Below are 24,954 nucleotides of genomic sequence, written 5' to 3' on the forward strand. Positions count from 1 at the left end.
AAGATTATGCTCAACGTAGAAGCGGAAATAAACCAACGTTATCCCGATTTTTTGCATAAAAAAACCACCCGCCTTATCGCCAAACCTATGTTGGCGACACTCAGATTGCTGTTTCATGAACGCGAATTACGCCAGTTTGGTGAAACCTATGCTCACCTCACCGGTATCGAGTTTATCGAACAAGTATTCGAGCATTTTAGTTTTAGTTATTCAGTACGCCCGAATGAGATCGAACGCATTCCAGCAACCGGTAAAGCCGTGATAATCGCTAACCATCCCATCGGCACACTTGATGGGATGGCGCTGCTTAAAATGGTAAGTAAGGTACGCCCAGACGTGAAGGTAGTCGCTAATGATATGCTCATGATCATCAAACCGGTGCGCGATTATTTATTACCGGTAGATAATATGAATGGCGGTACTGCAGGCGAACGCTTACAAGCAATCAAATCGCACCTCAAGGACGAAGGTGTGGTAATCATGTTTCCGGCGGGTGAAGTATCGCGTATTAGCCCGCAAGGCGTGAAAGACGGTAAATGGCGCAATGGTTTTTTACGTATCGCCAGCAGTATCCAAGCGCCGATTATTCCCATTTATATCAATGCTAAAAATTCACTTTTTTTCTACAGCTTATCGATGTTATCTAAGCCCATATCAACCTTGTGGCTGATCCGTGAAATGTTTAAACACGCGCATAACTCGGTATCGATTCGCATTGGTGAACAAATTAACTACGATACTTATCAAGCATTAGATTTACCGATTAATACCAAAACCGGGCTATTTCGTAAGCATCTCTACCGATTAACCAAAGATAAACCGTCTATTTTCAGCACCCAGTCAGCCATTGCTCACCCTGAAAACAAAGCCTTATTGCGCGGTGAGATACACGCTTGCCAGAAGATAAGTGAAAGCCGCGATGGCAAACAAATTTACTGCTACCGCCATCAAGCCAACTCCACCATCATGCGTGAAATAGGTCGTTTGCGAGAAGAGTCATTCCGCTTAGTCGGTGAAGGCACGGGCGAACGCCGCGACGTGGATATCTACGATAACTCTTATGTGCATATCTTATTGTGGGATGATAAAGAACTGGAATTAATCGGCGCTTATCGGTTATTAGAAACCAACAAAGTGGGTTTGGCCAACGTACAGCAACAACTCTACAGCGCGACCCTGTTTGATTATCATGCAGCAATGAGTCCTTATCTCAGCTCTGGTATCGAACTCGGCCGTAGTTTTATTCAGCCAAAATATTGGGGCACGCGCTGTCTGGAATACTTGTGGCAAGGGATCATGGAATATATTATTCAGCACAGTGGTTGTCGCTACCTGTTTGGTACGGTGAGTATCAGTAACAGCTATTCGCAACCTGCAAAAGAGCTGCTGGTATATTACTATCAGCACTTCTACGGTAATCCGAGTAATGTTGCCACGGCGACCATGCCATTTCGCTTATCAGAACAAGCCTGCTTACGTTTGACTGACTTATTCGCTAATACCGACACCGAATCAGGCATGGTCATTTTAAAGGCCCAGCTTAATCATATGGGTTTTAGTGTGCCGACCTTGTTTAAGCAATATACCAAGTTATGTAAACCCGGTGGCGTGCAGATTTTTGATTTCAATATTGACCCAAGCTTCAATCATTGCATCGATGGTTTGATCGTATTAGACCTGAGCCAATTTACCGATAAGAATAAAAAGCGTTTTAACGCGCAAGCGCTGCAACTCGAACACGCTTAGTCGCCACTGCTAACACACTATTATCGCTGCGAGTAACTCAGCGATAATAGCTGCTATTTACTACATTCTTATTTGTAACATCTACTGATCTATGTAAAGATCCTGCCCATGCAAATAATGCACAATAATTAATGTATAACAATAAAAGTGAGTAATCGATGAAGCAGTATCTTGATTTATGTACACGAATAGTGGAACAAGGTGTTTGGGTTGAAAATGAACGTACCGGAAAACGCTGTTTAACCGTAATCAATGCTGATCTCACTTATGACGTAGCAAACAATGAGTTTCCGTTAGTGACGACCCGTAAAAGCTTTTGGAAATCAGCCATTGCCGAGATTATTGGTTACATCCGTGGTTATGATAATGCCGCTGATTTTCGCGCATTAGGCACCAAAACCTGGGATGCTAATGCCAATGACAACCCTGTTTGGTTAGCAAGCCCACACCGTAAAGGTGAAGATGACATGGGTTATGTCTATGGCGCCTGTGCGCGTAATTGGGTGAAACCACAAGGTGGTACTGTCGATTTACTACGTCAAATCATTGATGACTTAACGAACGGTATTGATAACCGTGGCGAGATCTTAACCTTCTTCAATCCGGGCGCATTTGAACTGGGTTGTTTACGCCCATGCATGTACAGCCATCACTTCTCATTGCTGGGTGATACGCTATACCTAAACAGCACTCAACGTTCGTGTGACGTCCCTTTAGGTCTAAACTTCAATATGGTGCAAGTTCATGTATTACTGGCGCTTGTCGCTCAGATTACTGGCCATAAAGCCGGTCAGGCATACCACAAGATTGTCAATGCGCATATTTATGAAGATCAGCTGGAATTGATGCGTGACGTGCAATTAAAACGTGAGCCATTACCACTGCCTAAGCTACACATCAATCCGAAAATTAAGACATTGGAAGATTTAGAAACCTGGGTAACTATGGCTGATTTTGAAGTGTCAGATTACCAGCATCATGATGCGATTAAATATCCATTTTCAGTTTAAATTTAAGGCCAGTGTATAACGTACATTGGCCATTTTATGGTCCAGCAGGCAACACTCAGCGTTGTAGCTGTCATAAAGAATAGAATTTCAGTCTAGATAACTCGACAGAGCTGAAGGTTAGTTGAAATAGCTAAACATCTAACTGCATGGTAATAACTGAAAATGGACAAGCTTGCTTGCACCTTGAGCATCCATCACACGATTGAACATCAAGTTGCGGTTGCTTGAATGAAGTTATCGAAATCGCTTGATGTGGACATTGAATAGCGCAAAGTTCACATTCACCAAATAAGCTATTTTGACAGTTTTTAGCAAATTGAGGTCTGAGTTGAATATCCTTTTCAGTACCGTGCAGCGCCCCCGTAGGACACGATTGTTGACACTCACCACACTGGCTACAATATCCATAATCGAGTATCAGTTCGGGTAATGCTCCATTTAGGATGATGACTTTCTCAGGACAAGCAGACTCACATTCGCCACACCCGGTGCAAATATTTTGAAACAAACTCTCGTTAATTGCACCAGGAGGGCGAGCAACCTGTTTGATGACCTGACTGTCTCTAAGTAATTCAGCCACAAAACTGGTGTCTTGCACTGCATTGTTCGATGCAGTGCAGCCAGAGCTTGTGGTGTCAGCACGTCTGCCACCTTCATTTTTAGTTCCCGAGACAAAAGCACGAAATAAACCACGGCGACTAATGGTTTTATTTTCCAAATAGGCTTTGTAGTAACGTTCGTCCTTTGCTCTCATTTTAACGGTACACCTTCAACTCTGCAGGTGTAAGCTGCCACGCTTCTTGAACGTCCATGCAAAACGCTTTGGCAAGATTGGCTAAACTACGATAACTACTCGTTTTAGCGTGCTTTGCAACCAGCGCTAAGTAGTGTAAACACCAAGGTAAAAGATGCTGCGAAAATAGCTGTTCCACTAATGCCTGATCTTGATGTTGTTCTATGATTTGGCTAACCGCAAACAGCATCAGGCCAAACTGGTCCTCAGGTTCTCGCATACCAGTATTGAGCTCGATATCATGTTGTTTCAAGAATCGACGATAGCGAAGTGTGGAATCGCCAAAGATAACCTGCTCTCTATCGAGATAAACCGATCCCCAAGGGGGCGCAACCATGATCTCGCCGCCTTCGAACAGCAAGAAAAAGTCATCGTTAATTACGTCGCTATTTTCGGATTCAATCGCATTCACTATGTCGCCAAATCCATTTTCAGTCAGATCCTCATTGCCTTTTATCGCATCAATGATCGCACGATTATTTTCATGTGTCAGCGGAAAATAAAACAATGAACCAAAGATCTTACTCATGGTATTAAGGTCATCAATCAGAAATTCATTCGATGTTTCATTGTGACCTTGATGATTTACATTAGATTTTTGCATAAAGAAGAAAACTCAAAATGATAAAAAACAGAGGGGAAGTACTTCCCCTCATTAAACTGACACCGTGTAGCCGCGCAGTATTACATGCCAACCGTCATATGCAGGTTGAAGAAAATCGTACGGCCAAGCAGTTCTGCAAAGAACACCATAGCGAAGCCAACTAGGGCGATTGCTAGGTTTGATTTTTCACGTCTAAAGCACGCCAATGCAATAGCGGAGCCAGCTATAATCAATACGATACGGATGCCTTGTAGGCAACCCATATTTACAACCAAATCACTGGCAGCAACCACAGAAGAGTTAATATCTGCTAGCGCAGCCATTTGACCAAGCGTCATCACAATCATGGCAATCACACCCACAACAACAACGGCTTGAATAGCACGGCTGTATTTCGCATTATCAAACTGAGCAGAGTGAATCAGAATAAGCGCGAACAACGAACCCGATACCAACATAGTCAATAAGAATGACCACCAAGTGTACGGCGTATCCCATGTAGGAACCGTATTAATTAAGTACACATTGACCATTGAATACATGAAAGCAACGCCTGCTATCATCCCCAACACCATCAATACTTTGCGTAGTCCTTCGGGGCCTTTTTTCAACACATCAAGTAGCCAGTAGAAACCACCAAATGCGAAGAACAATGATCCCGTTAGGATTTCATTAGAAAGCCAACTGCTACCGACTTGATTGAGCGCATTCATTGCACGCATCGGGCTACCAAGGTGAGCCGTCGACGCCATGAAGCCAAGCCCCATCAAAACCCACACAAAAAACATATTACGCGTGATTTTGTCCTTAACCCCCACTCGCGAATCGATCACAAGGTTTGTTAGACTCATGATTAAAAATGCGCCTACCGCAGTTTGAGCAAAGACCGTAAATAAGACCAAAGGCCATTCATGAAAAGCCATATTAGACCTCCTTAGGATTTGCTAGGTGACCAGTAATGTCATTAGTTGGTCGCGCATGACGGTTAGGCTTGATCACAATGTTTGGTTTAGTGATCAGTGACGACGGCAACGGCGCTACATCGGCATTCGTGCCGTATTTTTCACGCAGATCAGCAATTGGACCAAATTCAAGTGCACGCAATGGACACGAACCAACACAGATAGGCTGTAAACCTTCCGCTACACGTTCATAACAGCCATCACACTTGGTCATGTGACCTTTTTCTTCGTTGTATTGTGGAGCGCCGTACGGACAAGCATTCGCACAATGTTTACAGCCAATGCAAACATCTTCATCGACAACAACAAACCCATCTTCACGTTTATGCATTGCACCTGATGGACACACTTTTGCACATGCCGGTTCATCACAATGGTTACACGCGATAGAGGTATAGTAAGCAAAAACGTCTTGTCGATAGGTACCGTTTTCTTCTAGCCAGTTACCACCAGCGTATTCATAGACACGTCGAAAGTTACGATCGACACCCAAATCTTTAAAATCTTTGCAAGATAACTGGCACGTTTTACAACCTGTACACTTACTCGAATCAATATAAAAACCGTATTGTTTCATGAATTAGACCTTATGCTTTTGTTGCCAGTTGAACTTCAACTAAGTTTGTGTGTTGTGGATTACCTTTTGCCAATGGGCTTGGTCTTTGAGTCGTTAGCACGTTGATCGAGCCATTGTGATCGACTTTATTTCCGTCCGGTGCATACCAAGCACCTTCACCCATAGCGACAACCCCGGGCATCATTCTTGGTGTCACTTTGGCATTAACACGAACTTCACCACGGTCATTGAAAATACGAATGCGATCGCCGTTCTTAATATCGCGCTGACCGGCATCTATTGGGTTCATCCACATTTCTTGTTGGGCAGCTTGCTTAAGCACATCAACGTTGCCGTAGGTAGAGTGGCAACGTGCTTTATGGTGGAAACCCGTCAACTGAAGTGAGTACGTAGCACGCAGTGGCGAATCCCAGCCTTCATGCGTAGCGGCATAGATCGGTAGTGGGTGGATCACATCTCCTTCCGGCAGTTCCCATTCTTTGGCGATCGTAGCTAAAGCTTCAGAGTAAATCTCAACCTTGCCTGATGGCGTGCTTAATGGGTTGTTAACAGGATCTTTACGGAACGCTTGGTAAGCCACGTAATGGCCATTCGGATCTGTGCGCTTAACGATACCTTGCTGACGAACGGTCTCGAAATCCGGTAACGTTGGATCCAGTTCACGCGTTTGTGCATATAGGTGACGCAACCACCCGTCCTGATCGCGTCCTTCGGTAAATTCAGCTTCAACACCTAAACGTTTTGCAAGGCCTGAACAAATATCATAGATACTGCGTGATTCAAATTGCGGTTCAATCGCTTTATCAGCAAAAATAAAGTAAGGCATATTTGCCGCTTTACCATCCATACAGAAATCAGCTTGCTCAGAGGTAGTTAAATCCGGAAGGACGATATCCGCGTATTTTGCGGACGAGGTCATATGATTATCAATCACAACGATCATTTCGCACGCGGTGTCATCTTGAAGGATGTCATGGGTACGGTTGATGTTGGAGTGTTGATTAACTAAGCAATTACCCGCATAGTTCCAGATGAACTTAATTGGCACATCTAACTTGTCTTTCCCACGAACACCATCGCGTGTTGCCGTCATCTCAGGGCCACGAACAATAGCATCAGTCCATAGGAACATAGAAATAGCGGTTTTGATTGGATTTTCTAGCGTTGGGAAACGAACAAACGGAATGCTGTAGTCTGATTCACGCGCACCAGAACCACCACCATGAATACCAAGGTTACCAGTAAGTAAAGATAACATCGCGATAGCACGACACGCTAGCTCACCATTCTCTGAACGTTGTAAACCCCAACCTTGATAAATCGCACAAGGTTTTGTTGACCCTATTTCGCGTGCCATCTTGACGATGATATCAACAGGAATGCCAGTAATAGTTGATGCCCACTCTGGTGTTTTTGGCGTTTTATCTTCGCCTTTACCTAAGATATGAGATTTGTAATCGCTATTGGCAGGAGCGGAAATTGGCAACGTTTTTGCATCGTAACCAACACAGTATGTGTCTAGGAATGGTTGATCGACCAAATTTTCGTTAATCATCACATAAGCCATTGCTGAAACAAACGCAGCATCAGTACCAGGCTTAATCGGCACCCACTGATCTTCACGACCCGCTGCAGTATCGGTGTAACGCGGATCGATAACAATCATCTTCGCGTTAGATTTCTCTTTACTTTCAATCAGATGGTGAATCAGACCGCCGCCTGACATCCGAGTTTCAGCAGGATTATTACCAAATTGAACAATCAGCTTACTGTTCTCAACATCTGAGAAAGAGTTACCGTACGCCCAACCACCATAGGTATAGCTTAAACCTTCAGAGATCTGTGCTGTTGAGTAATCCCCATACTGGTTCAGGTAACCACCCGTTAGATTCATCAAACGAGCAATCAAGGTTTTACCTGGAGGCCATGAACGAGTTACCGTGCCACCAAGCGTACCTGTACCATAGTTTAGGTAGATAGCTTCGCCACCGTATTCTTTACGAATATCGGTTAAGCTTGTCGCGATTTCCCCGAGTGCTTCATCCCAAGAAATACGTTTAAATTTACCTTCACCACGCTTACCAACGCGCTTCATTGGATATTTCAGCCGATCAGGATTGTAGACACGACGTCGCATCGAACGGCCACGTAAACAGGCACGGACTTGAACGTCTTTGTTCTCGTAATTATCCGTACCGGTATTATCCGTATCAACCCACTTGATTTCGCCATCTGACACATGCATACGTAGCGGGCAGCGACTACCACAATTTACGGTACAAGCACTCCAAACCACTTTTTCATCAGCGGGAATAGTATCGTTTGCCTGAACGTTACTAGATTTGAATGGGAGAGTAATTGCACTTGTAGTAGCAGCGAGACCGGCTGCTACAGAGGTAGATTTAATAAACCCCCTCCGTGTCAGCGTGGACGTTAACATTGCTTTTATTTTATTGTTCATGTCACATTGCTCATTATTGATTTTATATGATTGCGCAAGTATCGCACCCACCCCTTTAGGGTTAGTTGATACTTATCAAAAAATTATTCAGTAATGGAGCTTGTTACAAACAATTGCTACCTCAGCTCATCATTTAACCTCAATTTGCCACTTGAGTGTTCAGTAACTAAGAATGAATTAAAATGGAGACTATTTCTCCCTGAAATCAGCTTTAATGTTTGCGGTAGTATAGTTCGACCCAAATAGAAAAAGGGCGTTAACTTTATCGGTTAACGCCCTTTTGCATTTTTAATAGCGGTTTTTAATAACAGCATGATGCTTGTTACTGCAATGCCACTTTCCAGCCTTGCTGTTCACAATAAGGGAACACTAACGCAAGTGGTAACGGTTTACAGTAATAATAACCTTGTAAATAATCGCACCTCAGCAGCGCCAGTTCTGCCGCGATAGCTTTGCTTTCGACCCCTTCAGCAACCACACTACAGCCAAGATTTTGAGCTAAAAATACGATTGAACGGACAATGGCATTATTGGTATTACCGTTATGCATCGCCATCACAAATGAACGATCAATCTTAATTTGATTAATCGGCAACTCTCTTAAAATAGACAATGACGAAAAGCCGGTCCCAAAGTCATCAAGACTAATTTTAAACCCCTGACGAGAGAGCAGAGAAAGAATATCGCGGGTTTTCGCTACATCAGCCATGATGGCCGTTTCAGTGACTTCTAAAACCAATTGCGCTGGGGATAATAGCCCTTCGCGAACCAAACCTGCGAGTCGCGTTGAAAAACCATCATCTTGTAGATCACGTGCAGATAAATTAATGTGGACACACGCATCAATATCTTGTTCAGCAAAGTGCGCTAAGTGCTGGGTGATATTATCTAAAACCCACAGCGTCACTTGCCGGATCGTACCATTTTGTTCCGCCAATGGGATAAACTTATCCGGTGGAATAAAACTGCCATCCGCTTGTGGCCAACGTAACAAGGCTTCGAAATGATGCACCTTGGTCTTTTGTAATTTTATTAACGGTTGGTAATACAGCTGAAATTGATTTTCAGCTAATGCAAGGTGTAACTTACTCGATATAGCCAGACGGGCTTTAGCATCATGATCTAATATATGGCTGTATAATCGATAAGGTACCTGCTGCTTTTTAGATTCATACATTGCCGTATCGGCTTTCTGTAATAGCGGCGCAATCGTACTACTATGATAGGGGAACAAGCTGACGCCAGTACTGATACGCACGTTAAAATTATAGCTATTAATATTGAATGGTTTAATTAATGCTTTATCGATAATTGCCATTAACGCGTCAATTTCTACGTGCTCAATCGCATCAAACAGCAAGACAAACTCATCACCACCAACACGCGAAAAGAAACAATCCTCGGGCAACACCCTTGACAGTCTTTTTGATAACTTAATCAGCAGTTGGTCACCATAATAATGCCCTACCACATCATTAATTTGCTTAAAATCATTTAAATCTAATACAAAGACAGAAAAAGGCGCGGCTGCAATCACTTTCGCTGACACTGTTTCCGTAAAATGTAAGCGGTTAGGTAAACCTGTTAATGAATCATGCAGGGCATTGTGGCGTTCTTGTTGGGCAATACGATGCAGTTCCTCGATACTACGAAGGCTGAAATTAATCACCATAAAGACAAAGATACTACCACCAAATAAAATACTCGATAGGCAAATTTCGATAATAGAAACGTTAGGGATGTGGGCGAGGTAGTAAAGAAAAGCACAATAACCAAAAAAGAAGAAAATAATAAGTAATAACAGCGACTTCCAGCCTACACTGCGCTCTTGTTTATAAATTTTAATTGCCGGTTTTAAGCTGACCGATAAAAAAATCAACCCGAACGCGACTAAACAAATAGAGAGAATATTCATACTGCAGTATTACCATGGCTAAGCGAGCAGCATGTCGTCCGTGGAATGCGCTGGTTATTATTAATTGCGTATCATTAGATAGGAAAGTAACAGAGTCAACATAAAATCAGGCTTTAGAAACAAACCCAATAGTACTTAGTTGTTTATCATAGTAATTTATTCCACTGCTTAAATTATAACCAACAATGTGAGTGCGCTGATGCTCATTATATCACCAAGAAACCAATACTAGCATAGCACTGGTGTCTTGGTTTGTTTCAAGCACGATTATTTATTGGTTTTACCCGTGAATAAAGTTGGTTTTTTATAAGCAACAAACATAATTAGCGCGCCAAGGAAGATCATCGGTGTTGATAAAATTTGTCCCATACTAATCAAATCAAAATACAGTCCTAGCTGTGAATCTGGTTGGCGGAAGTACTCTGCTACAAAACGGAAAATACCGTAACCGAACAAGAACAGACCTGAGATGGCACCAACAGGACGTGGTTTACGCGCAAATACTTGTAAGATGATGAACAGCAGCACACCTTCCATTGCAAACTGATAAAGCTGACTTGGATGACGCGGTAAATCACCACCGGTTGGGAAAATCATCGCCCAAGGCACATCTGTCACACGTCCCCACAGCTCGCCATTAATAAAGTTACCAATACGTCCAGCAGCTAGACCAAATGGCACCATAGGCGCGATAAAGTCGGCAATAACAAAAAATGAACGCTGGGTTTTACGACCAAAATAAGCAAACGCGAGCAATACACCAATCAGACCGCCGTGGAATGACATACCACCGTCGGTGATGCGGAATAAGTACATTGGATCATCAAGGAATAAACCAAAATTATAAAACAGCACGTAACCGATACGACCACCTAAGATCACACCTAGGAAACCATAAAATAATAAATCACCGACTTCTTCTTTATTCCAATTACTTCCCGGTTTAGCTGCTTGACGATTGCCCATCCAATTAGCAAATAAAAAACCAAGTAAATACATCAATCCATACCAATAAACATTGATAGGACCGAGGCTGATCGCAATAGGATCAATCTCTGGATATTGTAGATATGTCTGCGACATCATTGAGTTCCTGAATAAAAATAAGTGCTCGCCTAGGCGAAGGCAATAAAGTTAAAACACACCTTACACCAAATACTAGTCACAACAAAGAAACAGCCGTAATAGAATCGGTAAAATAAGGTAAATAAAACCAAAGTATTAGGTCGGTAATGAGGTTCTAAAATAGCGGCGTAAAATAATTCTGTGGAAGCCTGAATAAGTAATGCCTTTGTATTGAATCTAATAGCCAATTCAATACGCAGGCATTATTTAGCATTAACGTCGTTTACGTTTGATGTCTTTGCGTAAAAAAGGCAATGCCACGGGGGCAAACTCTTTCATTACACGACGATAAACGTCTTTTTTAAACGATACCACCTGACGTACTGGATACCAATAACTGACCCAACGCCAATCATCAAACTCAGGATGTCCTGTGCATTTAAAGTCGATTTGACTGTCATCCGCTTCCAGACACAGTAAAAACCATTTTTGCTTTTGTCCAATGCAGACCGGTTTACTATCCCATCTGACTAATCGTTTTGGTAATTTATATTTCAACCATGTTTTAGAGGTTGCTAAAATCGAAACATGTTTCGCTTTTAGCCCAACTTCTTCATATAGTTCTCGATACATTGCTTGCTCTGCAGACTCTCCATCATCTACACCACCTTGCGGAAATTGCCAAGAATGTTGCCCACAACGTTTAGCCCATAAAACTTGACCTTCACGATTACAAATTAGGATGCCTACATTAAGACGATAGCCATCGCTATCAATCACATTAGCACCTTAAGGGTAGAACTTAGTTAACTTGATTGTTTCATATAAATCAATGTGCGGCAAACTTACACTAACAGTTTTGTTAAAGATCCATTTACAAAGACAAATTACCGGTCATTTCCAACAAACTAACAGGTTAATATGCCTTGTGCAGGGTCATTTTTCGAAAATGGTTAACACTAAAAAATAATCTAGGTTATAAGCTATCACTAAGAAAATCGGGTTGATAATACATAAATCGAAATCAGCTACTCCTAACGGGATCATTTGCAGCTATTTGATTGCCATTGCTGGTGAATACGTTTATAAAGCTCTGGAAAATCGTCTAATTCGACTTTCCAGAGTGTTTGCTGTCCTATTCATCTAAAATTGAGATTTAAACATGTTTGCTAGTAATAAATTTTTAAACAAAACATTGCTTGCCACTGCAATCATTTTCGCGACATCTGTGCATGCTGCAGAAAAAGTAGATTTGATGATCACGGATGCCACTGTATTAACCATGAACAGTGCTAAAACCATTTACGAAAACGGTACAGTAGTGATTAAAGGCAACAAAATCATTGCGGTTGGTGATGCTAAACTTGCACAGCAATACCAAGCAAATAAAATCATGGATGTTGATGGTGACATCGTGATGCCAGGTTTAATCAATACCCATACTCATGCATCAATGACGGTATTTCGCTCATTAGCAGATGATGTTCCAGGACGTTTACACCGTTATATCTTCCCACTAGAGAAGAAACTAGTCAGCCGTGACATGGTGCGTATTGGCGCTAACCTAGGTAACCTCGAAATGGTGAAAGGCGGTGTGACAACTTACAGCGACATGTATTACTTTGAAGATGAAGTAGCAAAAACCGTTGATACAATTGGTATGCGTGCAATCTTAGGTGAAACAGTAATTAAGTTCCCTGTTGCCGATGCCCAGAATGCCCAAGAAGGTATCCAGTACGCCCTTAACTTTATCGAAGAATACAAAGATCACCCACGTATTACCCCGGCATTTGCTCCCCATGCACCTTACACCAATACCACTGAAGTACTACAGCAGATCACTAAGTTAGCAAAAGAACATAACGTACCGGTATTAATTCACTTAGCTGAATCAGAACGCGAAAACGAACAGATTGCAGCACGTGCAGATGGTAAATCACCGGTAGAATATATGCATAGCATAGGTTCACTGGACGAACGTTTAGTGGCTGCGCACATGATTAATGTCAGCGAATCAGATATCGAGCTAGTGAAAAAAGCCGGTACCGGTGTGGCACATAACATGAGTGCCAATATCAAATCAGCTAAAGGGGTATCACCTGCACTTAAGATGTATGACGAAGATGTGCGTATTGGTTTAGGTACCGATGGTCCAATGTCAGGGAATACACTCAGCACCATTGATGAATTTAACCAAGTAGCTAAAGTTCACAAACTAGTAAACCAAGATCGTGGCGCTATGCCACCGCTTAAAGTTATCGACATGGCTACCATGGGTGCGGCAAGAGCATTGCACATGGAAGACAAAATTGGTTCTTTAGAAGTAGGTAAATTGGCTGACATTATCGTTATTGATACCAAAGCGCCAAACATGGTACCTATGTACAACCCATACTCAGTCCTTGTGTACTCTGCTAACGCAGGCAATGTTCGTCACTCTATCGTCGCCGGTAAGGTGATCATGCAAGATCGTAATATGCTCACCGTTGATGAAAAACAAATTATTACTGAAGCAATCGAGTTCACCAAAAAAGTACGTCAGACTGTCATCGAAAATGGTGAAGAGGTTATCTAAATAAGTCGTTTTTAATATCGCCTATAAACCATCAAAAACCAAGGTGTTTCACCTTGGTTTTTATACCTTACGCGAATACATCTCTTATTATAAAGCCGATAACGCTGCCTTTAACATCTTGTGCATCGCTCAATAAAACAGCAGTTTTTCAATAATTACCCTGCTCATCCACAATAATCACAGTTATACACATAACGAGTGTGGAAAAGTAATTAAAACTGCGTTAAATAGTACTACCAAGTGCTACTGTCGATATTTATTAACAAAAATCGGGCTGCAAACAGGAAGTTATCCACATTTTCTGTGGGTAACCTTGTGCAGCGTTTACATTATTGGAATTTAACATAATAAAATTAGCATGGAATTATTCACACCTTCTTTACAACATATAAAAAATGATTAAAAACAGTACCTTAAAGGCAGGTTACGATGAGGTACATTCATGTAACATAAAAGTGAGATCAACATCTCACTTTGTATGGAAAACGACCGTTAACAGCTAGATTTAAAAGTGTTATTCTGCTAAATGAAACCTTGAAATAGAAGACTTATTTGAAATGCCTGCAATTATAAATGAACCCCAAGATATCAATGAGCTGATGACTCGTGCCCAGGCTATTGCCGGATTTAACCTACAACAAATAGCGGCATTGCACCAACTTAACGTGCCTGATGATCTGCGTAAACAGAAAGGCTGGATTGGTCAACTTTTAGAGTTGCACCTTGGCGCTACGGCCGGTAGTAAACCGATTCAGGACTTTCCAGCGTTAGGGGTTGAATTAAAAACCATACCGATCAACACACAGGGTAAACCACTGGAAACAACCTTTGTTTGTGTCGCGCCATTAACTGGCAACCACGGTGTTACTTGGCAAACCTGCAGCGTTGCCAATAAAATAAAACAAGTATTGTGGATACCGGTACTTGGTGAGCGTGATATTCCTGTGGCTGAGCGTATTGTCGGATCACCACTACTCTGGCAACCTGACGAGCGTGAAAATGCACAATTGCAAGAAGACTGGGAAGAGTTAATGGATATGATAGCGCTTGGACAGGTAGAACAGATCACCGCACGTCACGGTAAGTATTTACAGCTGCGCCCTAAGGCAGCAAACAATAAAGTTCGGACCAAGGCGTATGGCAGCGAGGGAGAGATCATTCAAGTGCGACCACGGGGGTTTTATTTAAAAAAGGCATTTACCCATCAGTTACTCAAAAAACACTTCAATATCTGATCTAAAAATATTAAACAGGTCGTTATTTAATACCTCTCTAAAAATTAGGCAAAAAAAAGGTCCGTCATATGACGGACCTTAACTGCATGAAAAATGGACTATTTGCTTTTACGCTTGCCCAATTTTTCTTTAATACGTGCAGCTTTACCAGTAAGACCACGTAGGTAGTATAGCTTAGCTTGACGAACATCGCCGTGACGCTTAACAGTGATGCTTGCTACCACTGGAGAATGTGTTTGGAATACACGTTCCACACCTTCACCGTTTGAAGTGATTTTACGAACTGTGAATGCAGAATGCAGACCACGGTTACGTTTAGCGATAACTACGCCTTCAAAAGCCTGTAGACGTGATTTATCACCTTCAACAACTTTAACTTGAACTACAACTGTAGCACCTGGGCCAAAAGCTGGTAGATCTGTTTTCATTTGATCTTGTTCGATCTGTGCAATAATGTTGCTCATTTTCTATACCCTAGAATAAACTGAAAAACTCTACTTTAACTCGCGACTTTCGCGAACGATCTCAACAAGAATTTTTTCTTGCAGATCAGTCAGAGCTAGGTTACTTAATAAATCAGGTCGTCGTTCTAACGTTCGAGCTAAAGACTGTTTCTGTCTATATTGGCTAATTTTATTATGGTTGCCACTAAGGAGAACCTTAGGAACAGCCATACCATCTAACACTTCCGGACGCGTATAATGCGGACAATCTAAAAGACCATCTGCAAATGAATCTTGCTCCGCGGATGCCTGAGTGCCTAAAACACCCGGTATCATGCGTGAAACAGCATCAATCATCGTCATTGCGGCAAGTTCACCACCGGTTAACACAAAGTCACCGATAGACCACTCTTCATCAACTTCCGATTGGATGATACGTTCATCGATACCTTCATAACGACCGCAAATAAAAATCATCTTTTCATTTGTTGCCAAGTCCAGTACGCCAGCTTGATCCAATTTACGTCCTTGCGGTGAAAGATAAATAACTTTCGCCTCACCACCTGCTGCCTGTTTTGCTGCATGGATAGCATCTCGTAATGGTTGAACCATCATCAACATGCCAGGGCCACCACCATAAGGTCGGTCATCGACCGTCTTATGTTTATCGTGGGCAAAATCTCTTGGGTTCCAAGTTTGGAACTTAAGCAGATCGCGTTTTATTGCTCGACCGATGACTCCTTGTTCAGTGATGGCATTAAACATCTCTGGAAAAAGGCTTATAACCCCTAACCACATACTAGCCTCCGCTGACAATGAGTCTTAAAAACTCGGGTCCCAATTAACAATAATTTTTTGAGCAGTAATATCAACACTGATAATCACTGTCCCATCAAGAAACGGCACTAACCGCTCTTTTTTTCCGAAGGCATCTGTTGCATTCGCTTTAATCACTAATACGTCGTTAGAACCGGTTTCCATCATATCCGTAACTTTGCCTAACGTATAACCCTTGTCTGTCTCAACAGAGCAGCCAATAAGATCACGCCAGTAAAAATCATCGTCTAATTTTGGAAGTTGATCAGCGTTAATAGCAATTTCAGTTCCCGTAAGGGCCTGCGCTTCTTCACGAACATCAACACCAACTAACTTAGCAACTAAACCTTTGCCATGGCGTTTGCAATCTTCAATCGCCACTTCAACCCATTCGCCTTTTTGCTCGATGAGCCAAGGTGAATAGTCAAAGATTCCTTCTGGAATATCGGTAAAGGAGTTGATTTTCATCCAGCCCTTAATGCCGTAAACAGCACCAAGACGGCCAACTACCATAGGTTTGTCAGTTGAACTCACAAGATCTCCTTACCTTAAGATAATTAAGCAGCTTTAGCAGCGTCTTTGATTAACTTAGAAACTGTGTTAGAAACTGTAGCGCCTTTAGCAACCCAAGCTTCAATTTTCACGTTGTCAAGACGAACACGTTCTTCTTGACCAGCAGCCATTGGGTTAAAGAAACCTAGCTTCTCGATGAATTTACCATCACGAGCGTTACGGCTGTCTGTAACAACAACTGTGTAAAAAGGTGATTTCTTAGAACCACCACGAGATAAACGAATAGTTACCATATCGTCCTCTTTATAAATTAAGTGTGTATTCCGACCTTGCACTGACAAGGTCCCATTTAGTTCAAATAGTACTCACGAATGAGACGATTCGAAGTCGCGCAATTTTACTCTAATTTTAATTAAAAGCAACCTTATTGTGTGACACGAACACTTTAGTTAGCGCTATTTATACTATAAACAATCATTATGTTGTAATTACGTCGTTCAAATACAAGTTAGCTAGAATAAGCTGAAATAAAAAAGCCCTGCTACAATTAGCAAGGCTTTAGATAAAATCACTATATAAAGAAGGACTCTAACAACGGGGTATTAACCAAACGGTCCTTTACCACCGCCCATACCACCCATGCCACCGCCCATTCCTGGTGGCATCATACCTTTCATTTTACCCATCATTTTTTTCATGCCGCCTTTACCCGACATTTTTTTCATCATTTTTTGCATCTGAGTAAACTGTTTAAGTAGTTTATTCACATCTTGGATCTGCGCACCAGAACCCATCGCAATACGGCGCTTACGCGAGCCTTTGATAATTTCTGGACGTTGACGCTCTGCTGGGGTCATTGAATTAATGATCGCTTCCATACGGTTGGTTAATTTGTCATCCATTTGGTCTTTAACAGCATCAGGTACCTGGTTCATGCCCGGTAACTTATCCATCATGCCCATCATGCCGCCCATGCTTTTCATTTGCACTAGCTGATCACGGAAATCTTCTAAATCAAAGCCTTTACCTTTCTGAACTTTTTTCGCCAGTTTTTCAGCTTTATCTTTATCGACGTTACGTTCAACTTCTTCGATAAGGGATAAAACATCACCCATACCTAAAATACGCGACGCAATACGTTCAGGATGGAAAGGTTCTAACGCATCAATTTTTTCGCCCATACCGATAAACTTAATTGGTTTACCAGTAATATGACGAATAGATAATGCTGCACCACCACGCGCATCACCGTCAGCTTTGGTTAAGATGATACCGGTTAATGGTAGGCTTTCATTAAATGCCGCCGCGGTATTTGCCGCATCTTGACCTGTCATCGCATCAACTACGAATAAGGTTTCAATTGGGTTAATCGCAGCGTGTAGCTCTTGGATCTCGTTCATCATGTCAGTATCAACATGTAAACGACCCGCGGTATCGACGATTACGACATCAATAAATGACTTACGTGCGTACTCGATTGCCGCGTTAGCAATATCAACCGGTTTCTGATCGATATTACTTGGGAAGAACTCAACATCAACTTCTACTGCTAACATTTCTAACTGCTTGATTGCCGCTGGACGGTAAACGTCAGCACTTACAACCAATACTGATTTTTTCTCGCGTTGCTTTAAAAACAGCGCTAATTTGGCTACCGAGGTGGTTTTACCCGCACCTTGTAAACCAGCCATCATTAATACTGCTGGCGGTTGCGCAGCAAGATTTAATGTTTCGTTGGCTTCACCCATTGCCGATTCAAGTTCGCTTTGTACGATCTTGATGAAGGCTTGACCAGGATTAAGACTCTTAGAAACATCTTGGCCCAGAGCTTTTTCTTTCACATTTTTAATAAATGCGCGCACGACAGGTAAAGCAACATCCGCTTCGAGTAACGCCATGCGTACTTCACGTAGTGTGTCCTTGACATTATCTTCAGTCAAACGACCACGGCCACTGACGTTTTTCAGTGTTGCCGATAAGCGATCTGTTAAATTCTCAAACATGACGTTATCCGTTATAAATTAGATTAAATGCAATAATTACTGATGATTATAACCTTATTTGAGGGCAAAAATCACACACTCAAGGCATCCCTAGGTATTGTTTTATAAAAAAATAATATTTTCCTTTCCAAATAATGCATTTGAATATAGCTCTATAGGTAGAGCAAGCGTATACTGGACTACATAATTACATATAAATCAACATTAAAGTGAGCCCTATGGAACTGTTTGCTCTCGGCGCTATTATTTTTTATATAGCTGCTATTTATAATTGCATTACAGTCTTAACTGTAAAGCAAAAGACGAGTATACGTACTATTTTCACCTTAGGCGCAGCCGCAACACTTTGCCATCTATTCTGGATGGGGTTTGATATTGTCACGACAGCTGGGATTAATCTGAGCATTGTTAATGTAGCGGCGCTTATCAGCTTGCTGATTTCGATCATCATGACACTGTCGATCAATAAATTTAAAATATTACCTTTATTACCTATTGTCTATGGCTTTTCGATCATTGTCATTGCGATAAGCTACCTACTCCCGACGATTTACATTTCCAACTTAAGTGATAATACCCCACTTGTGGTGCATATTGTGGTGATCTTATTTGCTTATGCTGCTTTCATTGTGGCTAGCTTACTGGCGCTGCAAATGGCTTATTTAGATTATCAACTCAAACACAAGCGTCCAATCGCAATGCACCCTGCACTGCCATCACTAATGACCATAGAAAAACAGTTAATTAGATTATTAAGTATAGGCTTAGCATTATTATCGGTAGCGATACTGACCAGCTTTATATTCTTTGAAGATGCATTTACCCATACACAAGCACATAAAACCATATTATCAATCTTAGCTTGGCTGTTCTATTCAGTATTACTCTGGGGACACTTTAAGCAAGGATGGCGTAGCAATAAAATTGCATTTGGTACCTTGTTCGGCTCTATACTATTATCATTAGCTTATTTCGGATCTCGTTTTGTAAAAGAGGTTCTGCTGAATTGATAACTCACCCTATTAAATAACTGTCATACATTCATTACTCTACATACACTCGCGTAATCAAAGGATAACACTTGGACGACATATCAACGGGGACCTTGTTTGGTCTCCTGACAATCTTAATTATCATATCTGCTTATTTCTCTAGCTCAGAAACCGGCATGATGTCTCTCAATCGTTACAGGCTTAAGCACCTGGTTAAAAATAACCATACGGGTGCGAAACGTGTAGAAAAACTCCTCAACAGACCTGATCGCTTGATTGGTCTTATTCTAATTGGTAACAACCTGGTCAACATCTTGGCCTCATCTATAGCAACGATCATCGGCATGCGTTTATTTGCCGAAAATGAAGCCCTAGGTTTAGCTGTTTCTACCGGTCTATTAACGATTGTTATCCTGATTTTTGCTGAAGTTACACCGAAGACACTCGCAGCACTGCATCCTGAAAAAGTCGCATTCCCAAGTTCATTTATCTTACGTCCGTTATTAACACTATTTTACCCGCTGGTATGGCTGGTGAATATCATTTCTAATGGTCTGCTACGTCTTTTTCGTGTCAATGTGGATCATGATGATAATGGCGCTTTAAGCTCCGAAGAGCTGCGTACAGTAGTACATGAAGCCGGTGCGATGATCCCACAACGCCACCAAGACATGCTTATCAGTATTCTGGATCTTGAAAAAGTAACCGTTGATGACATCATGGTGCCACGTAACGAAATCATTGCCATTGATATTAACGATGATTGGGAAATCCTGTTACGTCAATTGCGTAATATTTCCCACACCAAAGTATTGCTATACCGTGACACCATCGATGATGCGGTTGGTTTTGTCCATACTCGTGACGCATTACGCCTACTATTAAAAGAACAATTTGATAAAACCACGCTATTACGGGCAGTAAAAGAGCTGTATTTCATTCCGGAATCAACACCACTTAATGTGCAGCTGTTAAAATTCCAGCGTAAAAAAGAACGTATAGGCTTAATCGTCGACGAGTATGGCGATATTCAAGGCCTAGTAACGCTAGAAGACATCTTAGAAGAGATTGTCGGTGACTTCACTACCACAATGGCTCCTTCTGCAAGCGAAGAGATTGAGGCGCAGCCTGACGGCAGCTATATTATTGATGGTACAGCCAACGTACGTGACATTAATAAAGAAATGAACTGGCACTTCCCTACCGACGGTCCAAAAACCTTAAACGGGTTGATTTTAGAATACCTGGAAGAGATCCCAGTATCGAATATCAGCCTCAAGATTGCAGGCCATCCATTGGAAGTCTTAGCAATCGAAAATAATGTTATCCAGCGTGTTCGAGTGCAATCAGCCGAAAAAAGTAAATCTAACACCGCGCCTTAACAGGCGTTATTACCACGATTAGCTAAATCGTAGATAATAAAAAAGCACCTAATTAGGTGCTTTTTTTTATTAACGTTTAAATGAATAAAAGTTAATATTTATTTGTTTGCGTTTTTAACTGCGTCTTTCAGTGCTTTACCAGCAACGAATGCAGGAATTGTAGCAGCAGAAATTTGAATTTCTTCACCCGTTTGTGGGTTACGGCCAGTACGTGCAGAACGTTCGCTTACTTTAAAAGTACCGAAACCAATTAGCTGTACAGCTTCTTTTTCTTTAAGGCTATCAGTGATCGCACTTAGGATCTCTTCTAGTGCTGCTTTAGCTTGTACTTTAGTTAGATCTGCTTTCGCTGCAACTGCATCGATTAATTGAGTTTTGTTCATAAGAATGTCCTTTCCACTATTCAATAACGTTAAACTGTTAAACACTCTATGCAAAAAGAGCGTTGACCGCAAAGGATTTATCGCCTTATTTCGGTCAATTGCTGAGAGAATAATCAACAAATGAGGTGACGCTCACACTAATCCCACTCTATGTACAAAAAAACATCATAAAAAAGCCATTATAATTATAGTGACAATTTGCCACGGCAGCCCTGAATACCAGTGCTGGCGGCTGTTTAATGATATTTCAATCAATTAATCTAAGGTAATACCAATATTAGAAATACCATCATTTTTGGCAAATTGACGTACTGCTTTGATGCTATCAGGTGATTTCTGTACGGTTAATAGATCTAAAATTGCTTGTTGAAATTGGAACTCTTCTTTCATCAGTTCATCAGCAAACATGTCGTCTTCATCAAGTTCTTCGCCTGCTAACGCTTCCAAATAACTCGCGACAGTACCAATAGACACGCGTGAAGCATTAATCGCTTCGTTCACATCTGGATCTGGTCCGACTAAACTATTAAATGCACTGTTCAATATCACGCAGGCATCAAGCGCCGGATAAACACCATAAACATCAAATTTATCTACATTTGGAATGATTGGTTCGAATCGGTCTAATTGAATAGCAAAATTAATTTTACTACTTTTAACCGTTAATGATTCCCAAAACAAATCTAATGATGAACGGAATTGCTGTGCATCGCCAGTTTCACAGGCTTCAGAAAATAGTTTGTAGTTTGGAAAGCTACGTTCAGCAAGTGCCGTAATAAAGCTCACTTTCTGCCAAGGTAATAATTTCAATAATTGCTGTTCATAGTTTGCTTCTAGCACAGAAATAACCTCTTAATTTATTGTTTTCATTCTTTCAATAATAGTTAAACATTCTCAATTTAATGCGACATTTACTTAAAGCGATTAACTTAAGCTATTTATTTACAGGTCGCAGTGAGAATGCCTACTCGAGTTCGATTATCATCTATATCGACAAAAGGACAAGAAAGTATGAAATCATTACCTCATACTTTGCTACTTCAACTCGGTCCAATACATGCCTGGATACAATGTTCGGATTAAAAATTTTAGTATCTCACGATGAGTTCAGCTATTTATACTCGCTATATTAAAGAGATACAAGACTGACCAAACCAATCTGACGAAATCGACGTTAATTCAAACGAAAAGATCAAGATCACAAATTCCATCCCATAAACTAGTACTTAACATCAAACTTAAGTTCACCTCATCCAATGCTAATATTGGTTCATCAAGTAATAAACATCACTTATGTTTATTACCACAAGATAACGCTGTTGATTAACGGATTAATCGGCACATGATAAAAATCAGGGATTGATATGAAACGTATAGTGATTATTTCAGCACTCGCATGTGCAATTGCACCAACCACTTTTGCTGCACAGTTGTATTTTGATGCACGTAACGATGCAATGGGCGGTACCGGTGTTGCATCTTCCGATTTTGTCACTGCAGCGTTTGTCAACCCTGCATTATTAGGCCAAGGAAAAACGGACTACATTGGTGTGATCTTACCTGCTGTTCCATATAGTGATGGTGGTCATGCACGTTATGCGCCGACCTCTTTTGGTATCCAAACTGACACATCTAGTGCATTTTTAGGGGCGTTAGACAATGTCAAAACAGCGCAAGACGCCTATGACAATAATACTAACGCATCTACTGCAGTAGCTTATGCGAATGCACTGGGTGAATTTGATGGCCAGCGCATGGGCGTCAATGCAGGCACCAGCTTTGCTATCGCATTACCAAGTAAGGCTTTATCAGTGGCCTTCTTCGGTAACTCTTACATGACAAGCATCGCAACAGCGAAAGTCAGTCAAAATGATATTGATTTAGCCAATAGCCAAAATTTGGATGATCTTGATAGTAAAGTTAACTTGGCAGGCGTATCCATCTCTGACCTTGGCCTCGCGCTATCCATGAATTGGGATGCCGATATCGCCACAGTTTCTATTGGCGTATCACCAAAATATCAACGCATCGATACTTACAGTTATGATATTTCAATCAATGACGATGGTCTTTCTGAGTTTGAAGATGGCTTCCTCGATGGGTTAGATAAACAAAGTCATTTCAACCTTGATGCAGGTGTGGCAATTGATTTTTATGATACTTTCCGAGTTGCAGTAAGCGGTCGCAACATGCTGAAAAAGGATCTAGAAGTCGAAACAACAGCGTATAAAGGCATTAATCAAGCCGACGAGAAAATGGTATTTACTCTCGCACCATTAGTCACAGCAGGTTTTGCACTGCATCATAATTACGCAACACTGACTGCAGAAATGGATTTAAACGATGCCATTGGTTTTGAAAGTAACAGCGAGTCTCGTTATGCTCGCGCTGGTATTGAAGCAAACCTATTTGATTTATTACAATTACGCGCTGGTGTTCGTCATGATTTAAATGATATCCGCAAAGATTTATACACCTTAGGTTTTGGTATTTCACCAATGAACTTAGTTCACATAGATCTTGCTGCAACAGTCAGTAAAAACGGTGCTTACAGTGTCTATCAAAACGGTGAATTAAACGATGGCGGTCTTAACTCAGCAAGCACCACTGGAGACGATGCTGCCTATGGTATCGACGGGTTTGTATTACAAGTATCGGCTAAGTTTTAGTTTCGTATTTACTTATACCGAGTGATTTAAGCACTCAAGAGGTCCCCTAGAAGCTGCCTCTTGAGTGTTCTCATGGCAATAAACATATAATGAGTTTTCACCTTCACAGCTTAATTACTATTGAAACTGATTTTTTCAGCATTAAGTCGTAAAATACCTACAACATTTCCTTTGATAGACGCTCATGAACACCTACAAACTCCACCGCTACCTTGGTTATGCCTTAATATTACCAGTGACTCTCTGGGCGCTTACTGGTGCATTCTTTTTGATCAAACCCGGTTACAAAAATGCTTACGAGCAATTACAAGTAATCAGCTATCCACTCTCTTCAACATTACCGCTGACGCCTCAGCCTGAGTGGCAAGCAATTGCAATAAACCGCAGCATTTTAGGCAGCCATTATCGCGTCAAAATAGATCAAAAATGGCAGCATATTAACCCTTTAGATAACCAAACTCAGCCTGAACCAGATAACAAACGCATCATCAACTTATTACAAGATGCGGTAAAGCATAACCCTGACCGTTATGGCTCAGTATTAAATTATCAAGACGGGATCGCGTTTACCGATACCAAGGTAAAGCTGATGTTTGACTGGTCTCGGTTAAGCCTACGTCAACAAGGTGCAGACAGTCGATTCTTCAACACCATGTATGATATTCACTATCTACGCTGGACGGGCAACAAGGTATTTGATCAGTGGTTTGGCTATATCGGTTTGGGATTATTGGTACTAATGGCATTAACGGGTGTGGTCATGGTCAGAAAGTCGATGCAGAAAGTCGGTGAATAAAATCAATGCAAAAG

23 protein-coding genes are annotated in these 24,954 nt (G+C 41.5%); 8 read left to right on the plus strand and 15 right to left on the minus strand.

All coding sequences use genetic code 11. The features are described 5' to 3' along the window. Positions 1 to 6: 6 nt before the first annotated feature. Both CXF93_RS17120 and CXF93_RS17125 read left to right on the plus strand, forming a co-directional pair. On the plus strand, positions 7 to 1,746 hold the full coding sequence (locus CXF93_RS17120) for a GNAT family N-acyltransferase (protein WP_101063735.1): 1,740 nt from the start codon (positions 7 to 9) through the stop codon (positions 1,744 to 1,746). Positions 1,747 to 1,904: 158 nt separating this feature from the next. After that, a complete protein-coding gene (locus CXF93_RS17125; RefSeq protein WP_101063736.1) occupies positions 1,905 to 2,756 on the plus strand; it encodes a thymidylate synthase in 852 nt (283 codons plus the stop codon). A gap of 130 nt (positions 2,757 to 2,886) precedes the next feature. On the opposite strand, the gene CXF93_RS17130 is transcribed toward CXF93_RS17125, so the two are convergent. The 8 genes from CXF93_RS17130 to rppH form a co-directional block, all read right to left on the minus strand. Next, on the minus strand, positions 2,887 to 3,510 hold the full coding sequence (locus CXF93_RS17130) for a ferredoxin-type protein NapF (RefSeq protein ID WP_101063737.1): 624 nt from the start codon (positions 3,508 to 3,510) through the stop codon (positions 2,887 to 2,889). A 1-nt stretch (position 3,511) separates the two neighbouring features. After that, a complete protein-coding gene (locus tag CXF93_RS17135) occupies positions 3,512 to 4,153 on the minus strand; it encodes a molecular chaperone TorD family protein (protein WP_198551700.1) in 642 nt (213 codons plus the stop codon). Positions 4,154 to 4,233: 80 nt separating this feature from the next. Further along, on the minus strand, positions 4,234 to 5,076 hold the full coding sequence (locus CXF93_RS17140) for a dimethyl sulfoxide reductase anchor subunit family protein (RefSeq protein ID WP_101063738.1): 843 nt from the start codon (positions 5,074 to 5,076) through the stop codon (positions 4,234 to 4,236). A 1-nt stretch (position 5,077) separates the two neighbouring features. Next, positions 5,078 to 5,692 carry a DMSO/selenate family reductase complex B subunit gene (locus CXF93_RS17145; protein ID WP_101063739.1) on the minus strand — a complete coding sequence of 205 codons (615 nt, stop codon included), beginning with the start codon at positions 5,690 to 5,692 and terminating at the stop codon, positions 5,078 to 5,080. A 10-nt stretch (positions 5,693 to 5,702) separates the two neighbouring features. Further along, entirely contained in the window at positions 5,703 to 8,153 is a 2,451-nt protein-coding gene (locus CXF93_RS17150; protein ID WP_101063740.1) for a DmsA/YnfE/YnfF family dimethyl sulfoxide reductase, read from the minus strand. A gap of 322 nt (positions 8,154 to 8,475) precedes the next feature. Beyond that, positions 8,476 to 10,068 (minus strand): bifunctional diguanylate cyclase/phosphodiesterase, encoded by a 1,593-nt coding sequence (locus CXF93_RS17155; protein WP_101063741.1) that lies wholly within the window; start codon positions 10,066 to 10,068, stop codon positions 8,476 to 8,478. Between the two features lie 267 nt (positions 10,069 to 10,335). Next, positions 10,336 to 11,151: a prolipoprotein diacylglyceryl transferase gene (gene lgt, locus CXF93_RS17160; protein WP_101063742.1), complete on the minus strand. Its 816-nt coding sequence runs from the start codon at positions 11,149 to 11,151 to the stop codon at positions 10,336 to 10,338. Between the two features lie 255 nt (positions 11,152 to 11,406). Then, the gene (rppH, locus tag CXF93_RS17165) at positions 11,407 to 11,913 is read right to left on the minus strand and encodes an RNA pyrophosphohydrolase (RefSeq protein ID WP_101063743.1); all 507 of its coding nucleotides are present in this window, start codon (positions 11,911 to 11,913) and stop codon (positions 11,407 to 11,409) included. A 382-nt stretch (positions 11,914 to 12,295) separates the two neighbouring features. Between rppH and CXF93_RS17170 the strand changes: the two genes are divergently transcribed. Together CXF93_RS17170 and mutH are read left to right on the plus strand one after the other, a co-directional pair. Beyond that, complete coding sequence (locus CXF93_RS17170; protein WP_101063744.1) at positions 12,296 to 13,708, plus strand: amidohydrolase; 1,413 nt, start codon at positions 12,296 to 12,298, stop codon at positions 13,706 to 13,708. Between the two features lie 557 nt (positions 13,709 to 14,265). Then, on the plus strand, positions 14,266 to 14,943 hold the full coding sequence (gene mutH / locus CXF93_RS17175; RefSeq protein ID WP_101063745.1) for a DNA mismatch repair endonuclease MutH: 678 nt from the start codon (positions 14,266 to 14,268) through the stop codon (positions 14,941 to 14,943). Positions 14,944 to 15,041: 98 nt separating this feature from the next. Here the strand turns inward: mutH and rplS are convergent, their stop codons facing one another. The 5 genes from rplS to ffh all read right to left on the minus strand — a co-directional run bounded on the left by rplS (position 15,042) and on the right by ffh (position 18,718). Then, a complete protein-coding gene (gene rplS / locus CXF93_RS17180) occupies positions 15,042 to 15,407 on the minus strand; it encodes a 50S ribosomal protein L19 (RefSeq protein ID WP_101063746.1) in 366 nt (121 codons plus the stop codon). 30 nt (positions 15,408 to 15,437) lie between these two features. Beyond that, positions 15,438 to 16,184 carry a tRNA (guanosine(37)-N1)-methyltransferase TrmD gene (trmD, locus tag CXF93_RS17185; protein WP_101063747.1) on the minus strand — a complete coding sequence of 249 codons (747 nt, stop codon included), beginning with the start codon at positions 16,182 to 16,184 and terminating at the stop codon, positions 15,438 to 15,440. Positions 16,185 to 16,208: 24 nt separating this feature from the next. Further along, positions 16,209 to 16,736, minus strand: a complete 528-nt coding sequence (gene rimM, locus CXF93_RS17190; protein ID WP_101063748.1) for a ribosome maturation factor RimM — start codon at positions 16,734 to 16,736, stop codon at positions 16,209 to 16,211. Positions 16,737 to 16,759: 23 nt separating this feature from the next. Continuing rightward, positions 16,760 to 17,008: a 30S ribosomal protein S16 gene (gene rpsP, locus CXF93_RS17195; protein ID WP_101063749.1), complete on the minus strand. Its 249-nt coding sequence runs from the start codon at positions 17,006 to 17,008 to the stop codon at positions 16,760 to 16,762. Positions 17,009 to 17,317: 309 nt separating this feature from the next. After that, positions 17,318 to 18,718 carry a signal recognition particle protein gene (gene ffh / locus CXF93_RS17200; protein WP_101063750.1) on the minus strand — a complete coding sequence of 467 codons (1,401 nt, stop codon included), beginning with the start codon at positions 18,716 to 18,718 and terminating at the stop codon, positions 17,318 to 17,320. Positions 18,719 to 18,936: 218 nt separating this feature from the next. Here ffh and CXF93_RS17205 point away from each other — a divergent pair, with 218 nt between their 5' ends. Both CXF93_RS17205 and CXF93_RS17210 read left to right on the plus strand, forming a co-directional pair. After that, positions 18,937 to 19,728, plus strand: a complete 792-nt coding sequence (locus CXF93_RS17205) for an inner membrane protein YpjD (RefSeq protein ID WP_101063751.1) — start codon at positions 18,937 to 18,939, stop codon at positions 19,726 to 19,728. 71 nt (positions 19,729 to 19,799) lie between these two features. Beyond that, complete coding sequence (locus CXF93_RS17210) at positions 19,800 to 21,092, plus strand: HlyC/CorC family transporter (RefSeq protein ID WP_101063752.1); 1,293 nt, start codon at positions 19,800 to 19,802, stop codon at positions 21,090 to 21,092. 98 nt (positions 21,093 to 21,190) lie between these two features. Here CXF93_RS17210 and CXF93_RS17215 read toward each other — a convergent pair whose 3' ends face one another. Both CXF93_RS17215 and CXF93_RS17220 read right to left on the minus strand, forming a co-directional pair. Next, positions 21,191 to 21,475 (minus strand): HU family DNA-binding protein, encoded by a 285-nt coding sequence (locus CXF93_RS17215; RefSeq protein ID WP_017221893.1) that lies wholly within the window; start codon positions 21,473 to 21,475, stop codon positions 21,191 to 21,193. Between the two features lie 255 nt (positions 21,476 to 21,730). Beyond that, on the minus strand, positions 21,731 to 22,315 hold the full coding sequence (locus CXF93_RS17220) for a YjaG family protein (protein WP_101063753.1): 585 nt from the start codon (positions 22,313 to 22,315) through the stop codon (positions 21,731 to 21,733). Positions 22,316 to 22,839: 524 nt separating this feature from the next. Here CXF93_RS17220 and traF point away from each other — a divergent pair. Together traF and CXF93_RS17230 are read left to right on the plus strand one after the other, a co-directional pair. Continuing rightward, positions 22,840 to 24,144 (plus strand): conjugal transfer protein TraF, encoded by a 1,305-nt coding sequence (gene traF, locus CXF93_RS17225; RefSeq protein WP_101063754.1) that lies wholly within the window; start codon positions 22,840 to 22,842, stop codon positions 24,142 to 24,144. 184 nt (positions 24,145 to 24,328) lie between these two features. Next, positions 24,329 to 24,940: a PepSY domain-containing protein gene (locus CXF93_RS17230; protein WP_101063755.1), complete on the plus strand. Its 612-nt coding sequence runs from the start codon at positions 24,329 to 24,331 to the stop codon at positions 24,938 to 24,940. Positions 24,941 to 24,954 lie beyond the last annotated feature (14 nt).

Origin of the sequence: Moritella sp. Urea-trap-13 (genome assembly GCF_002836355.1) — a bacterium.
Lineage (GTDB): Bacteria > Pseudomonadota > Gammaproteobacteria > Enterobacterales > Moritellaceae > Moritella.

What these genes read in the sequence shown, in the direction of transcription:
- CXF93_RS17120 (WP_101063735.1), top strand. Translation starts at nt 7, where the DNA reads ATGCTCAACGTAGAAGCGGAAATAAACCAACGTTATCCCGATTTTTTG.
- CXF93_RS17125 (WP_101063736.1), top strand. Translation starts at nt 1,905, where the DNA reads ATGAAGCAGTATCTTGATTTATGTACACGAATAGTGGAACAAGGTGTT.
- CXF93_RS17130 (WP_101063737.1), bottom strand. Translation starts at nt 3,510, where the DNA reads ATGAGAGCAAAGGACGAACGTTACTACAAAGCCTATTTGGAAAATAAA.
- CXF93_RS17135 (WP_198551700.1), bottom strand. Translation starts at nt 4,153, where the DNA reads ATGCAAAAATCTAATGTAAATCATCAAGGTCACAATGAAACATCGAAT.
- CXF93_RS17140 (WP_101063738.1), bottom strand. Translation starts at nt 5,076, where the DNA reads ATGGCTTTTCATGAATGGCCTTTGGTCTTATTTACGGTCTTTGCTCAA.
- CXF93_RS17145 (WP_101063739.1), bottom strand. Translation starts at nt 5,692, where the DNA reads ATGAAACAATACGGTTTTTATATTGATTCGAGTAAGTGTACAGGTTGT.
- CXF93_RS17150 (WP_101063740.1), bottom strand. Translation starts at nt 8,153, where the DNA reads ATGAACAATAAAATAAAAGCAATGTTAACGTCCACGCTGACACGGAGG.
- CXF93_RS17155 (WP_101063741.1), bottom strand. Translation starts at nt 10,068, where the DNA reads ATGAATATTCTCTCTATTTGTTTAGTCGCGTTCGGGTTGATTTTTTTA.
- lgt (WP_101063742.1), bottom strand. Translation starts at nt 11,151, where the DNA reads ATGTCGCAGACATATCTACAATATCCAGAGATTGATCCTATTGCGATC.
- CXF93_RS17170 (WP_101063744.1), top strand. Translation starts at nt 12,296, where the DNA reads ATGTTTGCTAGTAATAAATTTTTAAACAAAACATTGCTTGCCACTGCA.
- mutH (WP_101063745.1), top strand. Translation starts at nt 14,266, where the DNA reads ATGCCTGCAATTATAAATGAACCCCAAGATATCAATGAGCTGATGACT.
- rplS (WP_101063746.1), bottom strand. Translation starts at nt 15,407, where the DNA reads ATGAGCAACATTATTGCACAGATCGAACAAGATCAAATGAAAACAGAT.
- trmD (WP_101063747.1), bottom strand. Translation starts at nt 16,184, where the DNA reads ATGTGGTTAGGGGTTATAAGCCTTTTTCCAGAGATGTTTAATGCCATC.
- rpsP (WP_101063749.1), bottom strand. Translation starts at nt 17,008, where the DNA reads ATGGTAACTATTCGTTTATCTCGTGGTGGTTCTAAGAAATCACCTTTT.
- ffh (WP_101063750.1), bottom strand. Translation starts at nt 18,718, where the DNA reads ATGTTTGAGAATTTAACAGATCGCTTATCGGCAACACTGAAAAACGTC.
- CXF93_RS17205 (WP_101063751.1), top strand. Translation starts at nt 18,937, where the DNA reads ATGGAACTGTTTGCTCTCGGCGCTATTATTTTTTATATAGCTGCTATT.
- CXF93_RS17215 (WP_017221893.1), bottom strand. Translation starts at nt 21,475, where the DNA reads ATGAACAAAACTCAATTAATCGATGCAGTTGCAGCGAAAGCAGATCTA.
- traF (WP_101063754.1), top strand. Translation starts at nt 22,840, where the DNA reads ATGAAACGTATAGTGATTATTTCAGCACTCGCATGTGCAATTGCACCA.
- CXF93_RS17230 (WP_101063755.1), top strand. Translation starts at nt 24,329, where the DNA reads ATGAACACCTACAAACTCCACCGCTACCTTGGTTATGCCTTAATATTA.